At 39.4% G+C, this 2548-nt stretch carries 5 protein-coding genes; all 5 read right to left on the bottom strand.

Features of this window, described 5'->3' with window-relative positions; translation table 11 throughout:
- The coding region (locus R6U02_RS06490; protein WP_410262801.1) for an iron-sulfur cluster repair di-iron protein, ric at nucleotides 1-278 on the bottom strand (278 nt) is incomplete at its 3' end.
- A gap of 33 nt (nucleotides 279-311) precedes the next feature.
- Nucleotides 312-545, bottom strand: a complete 234-nt coding sequence (locus tag R6U02_RS06495; protein WP_410262802.1) for a heavy-metal-associated domain-containing protein — start codon at nucleotides 543-545, stop codon at nucleotides 312-314.
- 166 nt (nucleotides 546-711) lie between these two features.
- Entirely contained in the window at nucleotides 712-945 is a 234-nt protein-coding gene (locus R6U02_RS06500) for a thioredoxin family protein (protein WP_410262803.1), read from the bottom strand.
- 32 nt (nucleotides 946-977) lie between these two features.
- Nucleotides 978-1943 carry a permease gene (locus R6U02_RS06505; protein ID WP_410262805.1) on the bottom strand — a complete coding sequence of 322 codons (966 nt, stop codon included), beginning with the start codon at nucleotides 1941-1943 and terminating at the stop codon, nucleotides 978-980.
- A gap of 55 nt (nucleotides 1944-1998) precedes the next feature.
- Entirely contained in the window at nucleotides 1999-2292 is a 294-nt protein-coding gene (locus tag R6U02_RS06510; RefSeq protein ID WP_410262804.1) for an ArsR/SmtB family transcription factor, read from the bottom strand.
- Nucleotides 2293-2548 lie beyond the last annotated feature (256 nt).

Here is a 2548-nt window from a genome sequence, read left to right on the forward strand (position 1 = left end):
TAGGCTTCGTCAGCTTCAGACAACATCCTGTAGACTGCCTCGTATGTTTCACATGCATCCGATGGTAAGGCGTAGTTGCTCGTCACCTCGCGTAATTCCTTGAATTCTTTGTCTAAATCCGATTTATCCGAACCGTTTACTTTGGCATTCATGGTCTGGAATAATTCGTGAACATCAAAGACTTCAGGATGATTTTTTCCATGTGCACGCGTCAGGGGAACGGTGTAAAATTCGAGTTTTGGAAAATAATCGTTTAGAACTGTTTTAAAAGTTAGCAAGGTTGTTCCTTCTTTCTATTATAATCATTCTGATTAAGCAGCTTTAACAGTCGCTTTGATGACCGGATAACCGAGATCTTCGATAGCTTTTTCAATTTCTTCTATTGTAACTTCATCGGAATCAAAGGTTAGTTTAGCTTTGCTAGAATTGAACATCACTTTAACGCTTCCCTGATCGATACCTTCTAGTGCTTTTAAAGCATTCTCGATTTTCTGCATACAGCTTGGGCAGGCCAATGTTTCTAGTTTGATGATTGCTTTTTCCATTTGAAATCTCTCCTCTTTTAATTGTCGCTTGGTTTGTCTCTATCTCTTACACTCATAGTATAAAAGACTAAAGAATGCTTTAACTTGATCACCGTCAAGTTTTCGCTTTTTATTTAAAAGTAGAAAAAAAGCATAGACACGAATGTCTATGCTTTCCTTTAAACGATTAGAGATTTAATTTTGTTTTGATTTCTTCGGGTGTCAGCACTCTGCCGTATGAGATGACTTTTCCATCGACGACAAGGCCGGGCGTGCTCATGACACCGTACTTCATAATGTCCACTGGGTCGCTGACTTTTGAAATGGTCACCTCTTGATTTGTTCCTTCAATGGCTCTTTCTACATTTTTTTCTAAACGCACACAATTCGAACATCCTGGTCCCAATACTTTGATTTCCATTTTATTATTCTCTCCTTTGATTTTCAAAAATTTTAAATAAATAGATAACTGAATTCATTGAAGCCAAAACCGATAATAAAGATGCCGATAATGACAATACTGACAAACAACGTCATCAATTTAGGCTTAATGACTTTTTTTAGCATTACAAGTGACGGTAAGGATAATACCGTTACACTCATCATAAAGGCCAGTACCGTTCCAAGCCCTACACCTTTAGCTAAGAGTGCTTCTGCAATAGGCAGCGTTCCGAAAATGTCTGCGTACATCGGTGCTCCGACTAAGGTAGCTAAAGGCACTGAATACCATTTGTCCTGACCTAAAAGCATAGTGATCACTTCTTGAGGAATCCAGTTATGGATCAGTGCACCGATCCCCACACCAATCAAGATGTATAACCAGACTTTGTGAATGATCTCTTTAACCTGAGCGACGCCAAAATCGACGCGTTCTTTTTGAGTAAGCTTGATCTCTTCGGCTTCAACATTTGGTACGCCATAAACAAAGCTTTCGACCTCACCAGTCATATTCGCTTTATCGATGATGCCTCCACCCAGTACGGCCAAGACGAGTCCCACGACAACGTACGCAATAGCGATTTGCCAGTTGAATATACTGGCCAGTAAGATAACGGATGCCAGATCAACTAATGGTGATGAAATCAAGAATGAAAAGGTCGTGCCTAAAGGCAAACCGGCCCCAGTAAAACCGATAAATATCGGAATGGATGAACACGAACAAAACGGCGTCACTGTGCCCAGCAAGGCAGAAAAGATACTCGCGGTGATCCCATTATAGCGACTCAATATTCTTTTGGTTCGCTCTGGAGGGAAAAAGCTTTGAATATATGAAATACCAAAAATAAGTACGGAAAGCAAGAAGAATATCTTGATCGTATCGTACAAGAAGAATTGCAGGCTTGCACCTATGCGACTTGTTGGATCAAGCTGGAAGACATTATCCACCAACCATGCCATCGACTCATTGAGCCATGTCATTTTTAAAAACACATCATTTAACCATTGAAAAATATTCACTGAACCATCTCCTAATTTAAGATACACTGTATGAGGACGTGCCGATTGATTGAATAAAAGAAATTAAGGCATCAACATTTTCTTCATCCAACGCGTACAACACCCTGTTCCCCTCACGTTGGGTTACCACCAGCTTTTTATCTCGTAACATCTTCATGTGGTAAGACAGCGTCGGTTGCGTAATATTAAATTCTTCGATAATATCACAGGCACACAATTGATCCTTAGATAATAATTGCAAAATCTTCAAGCGTGTTTCATCCGACAAAACTTTGAATAAATCTGCGTAATACGTTACTTCTTCGGTCATATATCCTCCTTCATCGGCTGGTTTAACATTGACCGCTATCTATATAGAACATCGTCTATATAGATAGTACACCCTACATAGATAACTGTCAATGAACTTTATATTTTTTTCACATGTAAGGCGAAATAAAAACCCGGAGCGACCATGGCCCGGGTTTTTATTTCGCCTTACATGTGAAAAAAATATAAAGTTCATTGACAGTTATCTATGTAGGGTGTACTATCTATATAGACGATGTTCTATATAGAGAGCGGTC

This window comes from Alkalibacterium sp. (assembly GCF_046484155.1).
In the GTDB taxonomy this organism is placed as follows: domain Bacteria; phylum Bacillota; class Bacilli; order Lactobacillales; family Carnobacteriaceae_A; genus Alkalibacterium.

What these genes read in the sequence shown, in the direction of transcription:
- R6U02_RS06495 (WP_410262802.1), bottom strand. Translation starts at nt 545, where the DNA reads ATGGAAAAAGCAATCATCAAACTAGAAACATTGGCCTGCCCAAGCTGT.
- R6U02_RS06500 (WP_410262803.1), bottom strand. Translation starts at nt 945, where the DNA reads ATGGAAATCAAAGTATTGGGACCAGGATGTTCGAATTGTGTGCGTTTA.
- R6U02_RS06505 (WP_410262805.1), bottom strand. Translation starts at nt 1,943, where the DNA reads ATGACATGGCTCAATGAGTCGATGGCATGGTTGGTGGATAATGTCTTC.
- R6U02_RS06510 (WP_410262804.1), bottom strand. Translation starts at nt 2,292, where the DNA reads ATGACCGAAGAAGTAACGTATTACGCAGATTTATTCAAAGTTTTGTCG.